Here is a 7,633-nt window from a genome sequence, read left to right as displayed (position 1 = left end):
AGAGTGCCCTAAAATGCTTTTCGTCACCCCAAATAGAGCCAGAATTCACGTAGGCACGCGATTTTCTGGGTGAAATACAATCAGAAGGAAGGGGCCGGAGTTTTTCTACAGCCTCGTTATGTCATTTGGAGGAACCCATGAAAATAATAAGAAAACTTGTGTTGACTCTATCGTTATTCTCTGGGGCGGTTTCAGCGCAGGTGATTCCGGCTTTTGAACCAGTTACGGCGCTATTTTCCGCAATGTCGGAAATTGACCACTCAGGTATGAGGGCGGCAGTAACGGATAAATTCGAACTCCTTGAAAACGGAGAGGTTTGGGGTATTGATGAGCTTGTCGCTGTTGTCGCTCCAAGTGAATACAAGAGAGAAAATTTCTTTAGCCTAATTTCTACTGATGTGAGAGAAGATATCGCACTTATGAATTACTGGAATAAAGCCGTATTTTCTTCAAAAAAGTCCACGCAGAAGGTTGCGTGGCTGGAAAGTGTGGTGGTAGTCAAGGAGAACGGAGGCTGGCGCCTACAGCAGATGCATTCTACGCGCGTTGACCTACAAAAGGTTCCGGATTCTGTAGTATTTACCGAGATGCGCTAAAAACATAACAAGCGATTGTAATCGCCGCGAAATGCGCGGCTGGGATGGCTTACGCTACGCTCCAGTCGCCCCTAAACCGAGCGTTATACATCACTGGCATTGTTGAAAAAAATGAATAAAGAAGCGGTTAAAAAATCTAGAAGTTACGCTTTGATTCCACTCGGCGTTGGGGCAGGGCAGTATTTGGCTGGTCTGATTTCTGGTGAGCAAAATACCTCCGTTATTTATATCGCCATTTTTTCAGTTCTTACGAGCCTGGCAACATTTGCCATTCTGATGGTGTTTTTTCCGTGGTGGGAGTCAAAAAGAAGCAATCTGGGTGAATCAAGCCCTATGTCAGTTTATCAGTCTCCTGTTTTGTGGGTGCCGCTAATTCTTGTGGCATTGTATTTATTTCATCGCATTGCCAATGCATAACAATCACAGGCAGGTTGCTACGGAACCTAGCCCGCTTTTACACGCACCTCCATCTAACCGACCTGGAGGTGTCAAATGGATAAGATAGCAAAGTGAACGTCCAGGCATCCTTAATAGAAATCGTGGCAAAGGGATGGTTTAGTTTCTGCTATTTCTTCTCTCTATTGTTTTTGCCGTTTTTTCCGTTTGTCACAACGGGTTTTGACTGGAAGATTGCGCTTGCAATTATCTTTGGCTGCCCGGTGCTGTTTCTTGTGCAAGGGCTGCTGATCGGCGCTATGGTCTGGCTGGGCTTGCAGATATATCAAGTTTTTGGACGGTTGATTGGCGGCGGATCACGCTGAGCTGTGGGCGAGTCAGTGGACGGTGCGTGTCGCCCGTTGAAATGGCTAAAGCTTGCGCGATATGAGTGCCGCATTGCACCGCTCGCCTGTTACGAAATTGTTTTAAAGGCGCTGACTGGAGGTGAAATCGAAAATGGATCGAGAGGCCTATATCGACGAAGTGAAAAGGAGGCTGACGTTAATGTTCAGGGCTTCCAGGGACGGCTATAAAGCGCCCGCGACCGAGCGCCACCGGCTGGAGGGGTTTATGCAGGCCGGTATCTTTCTGGGGCTTGCCCGCAAATCTGAACTGGCACAGATCATGAATGAGATTCACGTCGAGATATTTGGCAAGACTATCGAGGAGCGAAAGTCTGAATCGGCCGCATTGTGGATCTCGGAGGACGTTGACTACGGCCAGTACGAACAGCCTGCCTATCAGCGCGTTCGCAGCTGAACCGGGGAGTTGCTGTGAAAATTTGTGTGGCACAAACCAGGCCAATCAAGGGCGATATCGCGGCAAATATCGACAGCCATTGCGGGATCATCGATATGGCTGTTGCCGCCGGTGCGCAGGTGATTGTTTTTCCGGAGCTGTCACTGACCGGTTACGAACCCGCACTGGCGGAGGCGCTGGCGGTAAATCCCGACGACAGGCGCCTGGATGTCTTCCAGCAACTGGCCGACAGGGAAAAGGTGGTCATCTGTGTCGGCGCGCCGACCAGAGCGGATGCTGGCGTCTGTATCGGTCTGCTGGTGTTCCAGCCGGAGAGCGACAGGCGGGTCTATTCGAAACAGATTCTGCATCCGGACGAAACCCCGTTCTTTGTCAGCGGTGAGAGTTCTATTCGCGCCCTGGGCGCCGGGCCTGTGGCGGCGCTGGCGATCTGCTATGAGATTTCCGTGCCCGAGCATGCGCAGCGAGCCGAGGCTGCGGGCGCGGATATCTATATCGCCAGCGTGGCGAAGTTTGTGGGCGGTATCGGCAGGGCGGAGGCGCGCCTGGCGGTGATTGCCGGCGACTATGGCATGCCGGTGCTGATGGCCAACGCGGTGGGCGAGGCGGACGGCAATACCTGTGCGGGCCAGTCTGCAGTCTGGAACCGGCAGGGCCAATTGATCGGGCAGCTGGATGGTGTCAGCGAGGGCATACTGATATTCGATACCGAGTCGCAGGAAATATTTCAGGCCGTTATTTGACTGGCCGGCTGTATGAGGGTGGCCCGCAGAATAAAAAAAAGCCGGCCAATGGCCGGCGAGAGAAGCAGACGTCGAAAGGAGAGTAGACGTACGCAAACTACTTGGGGGTTGATAGGTAGAAGCGCCCCGGCGGACGAATGGCGGTTCTGGCGCCGGGGCACTTCTGAAACTTTTAAATATCTTCTTAAGTTGCTCAGTTCTTCTTCAGGTGCAGTACCCGCGCGCCGGCTACCGGCAGCGACAGCTTGTCGCCGTCGGACTGGCCGCCGAACAGGGGCGGGGTGATGTCCTCGGCGCCGACAAACTCGGCCGGCAGCGCGAAAGTCTCCGCGGCCTTGCCCAGGTTCAGTACCACCAGATATTCCTCACTGTCCGTGCGGCGGGTGAATGCCAGCAGGTCGCTGTCCGTGTCCAACACCTGCTGCGACGCAGTGGCGAGGGCCGGCGACAGTTTCCGGTGCCAGTCGATCAGCGCGCGGAACTGGTTCAGCATCGAGTGGCTGTCGCCTTCCTGCACGCTCACCGCCAGGTGGTGATGCGCCTCGGGCACCGGCAGCCAGGGTTTGACCTTGGAGAAGCCGGCGTTGATCTCGCCATGGTTCACCCAGGGCATGGGCGTGCGGCAGCCGTCGCGGCCCTTGAATTCAGGCCATAGATTGATGCCGTAGGGGTCCACCAGGTCCTCGAAGGCGATGTCCGCTTCCGGCAGGCCCAGCTCCTCGCCCTGGTACAGGCACACGCTGCCGCGCAGGGTCAGCTGCATCAGCAGGAACAGGGGCGCGCGGGCCAGGGCCTGTTCGCTGTCGAAGCCCTTGTTCCAGCGGGTGATGGAGCGCGGCACGTCGTGGTTGCTGATGGACCAGCAGGGCCAGCCCTGTTCGATCACGGCGCGGTTCTTCTCCAGCGTATTGCGTAGAAACTGTGCGCTGCACTCCTCGGTCAGCAGATCGAAGGAGTAGGCCATGTTCAGGCGCTCGCCGGTGGTGTACTCGGCCATGATCTTGTGGGTGTTGTCGTCGCCGACTTCGCCCACGGTGATGGTGCCCGGGTACTGCTCCATCAGCTGGCGCACGCGCTGCAGGAAAATCAGGTTCTCCGGCTGCGACTTGTCGTGGATATGCCACTGGTACTGATAGGTGTTGACCGGAGGCAGGCCTTTTTCATCCAGCTGCAGCGGGCGCGGCGGATTATTGGCCAGCGACTGGTTGTGGAAGGCGTGATTGATCGCATCCAGGCGGAAGCCGTCCACACCGCGATCGAGCCAGAATTTCAGGTCGGCCAGCAGCTGCTCCTGGACTTCCGCGTTGTGCAGGTTCAGGTCCGGCTGCTCCTTGAGGAAGTTGGTCAGGTAGTACTGGCGGCGACGGGTGCACCAGCGCCAGGCGCTGCCGCCGAAATTGGACATCCAGTTGTTGGGCGCGCTGCCATCCGGCTTGGGGTCGGCCCAGACATACCAGTCGGCCTTGGGGTTGTCGCGGCTGCTGCGGCTCTCTTCAAACCAGGGGTGCTGGTCGGAGGAGTGGCTGAGGATCTGGTCGATGATGACCTTGAGGCCGCGCTCGTGCGCCGCTTCGATCAGCGTATCGAAGTCCTGCAAGTTGCCGAAGATCGGGTCCACGTCGCGGTAGTCGGACACGTCGTAGCCGAAGTCCGCCATCGGCGACTTGAAGAAGGGCGAAATCCAGATGGCGTCCACACCGAGGGACTGCACATAGTCGAGCTTGCGGGTGATGCCCGGCAGGTCGCCGATGCCGTCGCCGTTGGCGTCGCAGAAGCTGCGCGGGTAGATCTGGTAGATAACGCCGTTGCGCCACCACTCCCCGTTGTTGCCGCTCTTGGTGTTGCCGCTCATAGGTTACTGCCTATTTCATTATTCGAGATTGCGGGCGGACCCACTCCTATAAGGATAGGGTGAGTATGGCGTCGCTGGCCGGGTGCTGCCTCCTCCCCGCCGAGGGGGGAGGGGGAAGGATTGGCAGGTTTGGGTACACGCTGTAGGAGCGGCCCATGGCCGCGACAAATTTGCCGGGAGCAAATTTGGGCGCCGAAGGCGCCCGAAGGGTGAGCGCCATGGATGGCGCGAGTCAGCGATGTCCGGACGCACCCGAAAGCCCGATCGCGGCCACCGGCGGATGGCCGCCCCGCCGCTCCTACAGGGCGTCTGCGTCGGTTCAGGGCTGATCCTGCACCGACCTCAGCATCTGCTCCGCCAGCGCGATGGCCTCCTGGCGGTCCTTCACGTCCAGCTTCTGGTACAGGCTGCGGATATGGGTCTTGATGGTGCTCGGCGCCACCTTGAAATGGCGCGCGATGCGCTCGTTGGAGAGGCCCGAGTGGATGGCGTTCAGCACCTGCCACTCCCGCGGCGTCAGCGGCGAGTGGCGCAGGAAATCCGGCACCGCGTCGCTGTCGAGGATTTCGCGGATGATAGTCTCGTCCAGCTCGATGCGGATGCCGCCGTCCAGCTCCGGCTGCTGCTGCGCCAGGCGGATCAGTTCCTGCGCCTTGTCGGCCTCCGCCTCGCTCAGCCCGTCCTCCAGCGCCGCCTTCAGGATAACGATCAGCGGTTTGCCGATCTGCAGGAAGCTGGCGCTGAAGTCGCGCTCGACGGCGATACTCAGTGCCTCGCGGATGGCGTTGACGGCGCCATCGCGCTGTTCGCGCAGCCACAGCAGGTGCGCCTCGAGCACCAGGTTGCGCAGGCAGTCGGTGATCAGACCGCACTCGCGCGCCACCTGTTGCAGGCGGCTGAGCAGGCGGTTGGCATCGGACCAGCGGTGCAGCTCGATCAGCGCGCGCACATGGTTGCGGCCGTGGCACTGCTCGAAGTGGTTGCTGGGCCTGTCCGCTACCGGCGCCGCCTGTTCGAGCCAGGCGGCGATGGCCGGCTGGTCGGTCAGCGCGCGCCAGGTGCGCATGCGCGCGGCGTCGGCATTGGCAACCCAGTCGCGGTGGTAGCGCTCGCCGGCCAGCAGCCGGTCGATGCGCGCCAGCCACTCCAGCGATTCCTCTTTTTCCCCTCTGGCCTGGGCCACTTTCAGCAGCAGCGTGTACTCGGGCAGCAGCCAGCGCTCGCCCACCTTGCGGTTGATCTGCATGCCGCGGCGGGCGCAGGCGGCGGCGGCATCCAGGTCGCCCTGTTCCCACATCAGCTGTCCGCGCAGGCGGCAGATAAATTCGGAGATCGGCAGGCCGGTCAGCAGGTGCTCCTCGATCAGTCGCTGGGCGCGCTCCTGCAGCGACGCGGCCTTTTTCAGCAGCCCCTGGGCGATGGCGATCTCGGTCTGCTGGCAGATGGCCCAGGCGGCGCTGGGGTAGTCCTGTTCGGCGAGCGCCAGGGCCTCCACCTCCTGCATATGCGCGCTGGCCGGCTCCAGCTCGCCGAGGCAGAAACCGGTTTCGCCGACCACCAGCAGGGCGGCGATGCGCTCGCCCGTCTGCTCGTCGCGCAGCAGTCCCAGCGCCTCCTCGGCGTACTCCTTGGCCAGCAGTGTCTGGCCGCGGGCCACGGCGGCCTGGGCGCGCGCGGCGGCGAAGGCGCCCTCGTATTCGCGCCAGCGCTGCGGGTCCTCTCGCTGCAGCCAGCTCTCGGCGGCGGCCAGCAGCTTTTCGCAGCGGTCGTGCTCGAAGTTGTCCCGCGCCATTTTGGCGGCGATCAGGGTGAAGCGGGCGTTGCGCCGCAGCTCGTCGGCGCCGAGCCAGTCGAGGCAGTCGTTCAGTATCCGCGTCTGGCCCTCGCGCAGCAGCTGCTCGCCCTGTTCGCTCAGCAGCTGGCGCATCCGCTCCTTATCCTCCGCCGCCAGCGCGTGGCGCAGCGCCTCCAGCGGCTGGCCCAGTTGCTGCCAGGTGTCGCAGGCGGTGCGGTGCAGTTCCAGCAGGCGCGCCGGGTCGGTGAGCTGGCGCTGCAGGAAGCGGGCAAACACCGGGTGGTAGCGGAACCACTGGCGGCTCGAGTCCTGCGCCTGCAGGAAGAGCCCCCGGCGCGCCGCCTGCTCCAGCAGCTGCTGGCCGCCGTCGAGGCCGCTGAGATGCTCCGCCAGGTGGGCGTTGACGCGGGTCAGGATAGAGGTGCAGGCGAGCAGCTCGCGCAGTTGCGGGTCCAGCCGCTCGAGGACCTCTTCCGCCAGGTAGTCGAGGATATGGCTGTGGCCCTGCTCCAGTTCGCCCAGGTAGCGGTCCACTTCCTCGCGGTCGCGCACGGAAAGTGCGAACAGCTGCACAGCCGGGGGCCAGCCCTCACTGAGCTGGTGCAACTGTTCCGCGCGGTCGCTGTCGAGGGTAAAGGGCAGCCGCTGCCGCAGCAGTTGCGCGATCTCTTCGGTATTGAGGGCCAGCTCGTCACTGCCCAGTTCCAGCAGGCGCCCCTGCACGCGCAGCGACGCCAGGCCCAGCGGCGGCTGGCTGCGGCTGGTCAGCACCACGCCGATACCGGCCGGGGCGTGGCGCAGCAGGAAGCGGGTGGCGTCGTGCACCGCCTCGTTGTCGATCTGGTGGTAGTCGTCCAGCACGATGCGCAGCTCGCTGGGCAGGCCGCGCAGTTCCGCCAGCAGCTGGCTGATCACCAGCGCCGGATCCGGGCGCTGCTGGGCGGTGAGCAGCTTGTGGGTCTCCGGCACGCCGTTGCCGGTGGCGCGGTGCACGCTCTCCACCAGGTAGCGGCAGAACTGGCTGGGCTCGTTGTCGCTGGCATCGAGGGAGTACCAGGCCACCGGGTTGTCCTGGGTTGCGGCCCAGGAGGAGATCAGGGTGGTCTTGCCGTAACCGGCCGGCGCCGTGACTAGCAGTAGCTGATCGCTGTGGCTGTCGTTCAGCAGTGACAGCAGCCGCGGGCGCGCCAGTGTGTGCTCCGGGCAGTCCGGCAGGCTGTATTTGGAGGTCAATAGCATCGCTGAATGCAGGTCGTCTTTAGTGATTGAATTTTATACAGACGTGATTATGCACTATGAGGGTGGCAGGGCGACAGGCTTGTGACATCCCCCCCGGGGCGGGGGGAGGGGACGCGCTCTTTGCCAGAGGCAGTACCAAGTGGTAGCTTCCCACTGATCAGCGGTGCCCGATTCACGATAAAGACCGGCGCTTTTTTGGCTATAAGTATCT

At 61.4% G+C, this 7,633-nt stretch carries 7 protein-coding genes; 5 read left to right on the top strand and 2 right to left on the bottom strand.

The features are described from left to right. Positions 1-137 precede the first annotated feature (137 nt). From RRF64_RS09330 to RRF64_RS09310, 5 genes are all read left to right on the top strand, one after another. Positions 138-596 (top strand): nuclear transport factor 2 family protein, encoded by a 459-nt coding sequence (locus RRF64_RS09330; protein WP_323845569.1) that lies wholly within the window; start codon positions 138-140, stop codon positions 594-596. A 111-nt stretch (positions 597-707) separates the two neighbouring features. Beyond that, entirely contained in the window at positions 708-1,013 is a 306-nt protein-coding gene (locus RRF64_RS09325) for a hypothetical protein (protein WP_323845568.1), read from the top strand. 92 nt (positions 1,014-1,105) lie between these two features. Continuing rightward, positions 1,106-1,357, top strand: coding sequence for a hypothetical protein (locus RRF64_RS09320; protein ID WP_323845567.1), 252 nt, complete (start codon positions 1,106-1,108; stop codon positions 1,355-1,357). A gap of 133 nt (positions 1,358-1,490) precedes the next feature. Next, positions 1,491-1,793 (top strand): hypothetical protein, encoded by a 303-nt coding sequence (locus RRF64_RS09315; protein WP_323845566.1) that lies wholly within the window; start codon positions 1,491-1,493, stop codon positions 1,791-1,793. Positions 1,794-1,819: 26 nt separating this feature from the next. Further along, the gene (locus RRF64_RS09310) at positions 1,820-2,536 is read left to right on the top strand and encodes a carbon-nitrogen hydrolase family protein (protein ID WP_323845565.1); all 717 of its coding nucleotides are present in this window, start codon (positions 1,820-1,822) and stop codon (positions 2,534-2,536) included. 193 nt (positions 2,537-2,729) lie between these two features. Here the strand turns inward: RRF64_RS09310 and RRF64_RS09305 are convergent, their stop codons facing one another. Next, the gene (locus RRF64_RS09305; protein ID WP_323845564.1) at positions 2,730-4,388 is read right to left on the bottom strand and encodes an alpha-amylase family glycosyl hydrolase; all 1,659 of its coding nucleotides are present in this window, start codon (positions 4,386-4,388) and stop codon (positions 2,730-2,732) included. A 319-nt stretch (positions 4,389-4,707) separates the two neighbouring features. Beyond that, on the bottom strand, positions 4,708-7,422 hold the full coding sequence (malT, locus tag RRF64_RS09300) for an HTH-type transcriptional regulator MalT (RefSeq protein WP_323845563.1): 2,715 nt from the start codon (positions 7,420-7,422) through the stop codon (positions 4,708-4,710). Positions 7,423-7,633: the final 211 nt, after the last annotated feature.

The sequence above is a fragment of the Microbulbifer magnicolonia genome (assembly GCF_035117725.1).
Classification (GTDB): domain Bacteria; phylum Pseudomonadota; class Gammaproteobacteria; order Pseudomonadales; family Cellvibrionaceae; genus Microbulbifer; species Microbulbifer magnicolonia.
Note: the sequence above shows the minus strand (reverse complement) of the source record. Positions and strands in the feature narration are given on the sequence as shown.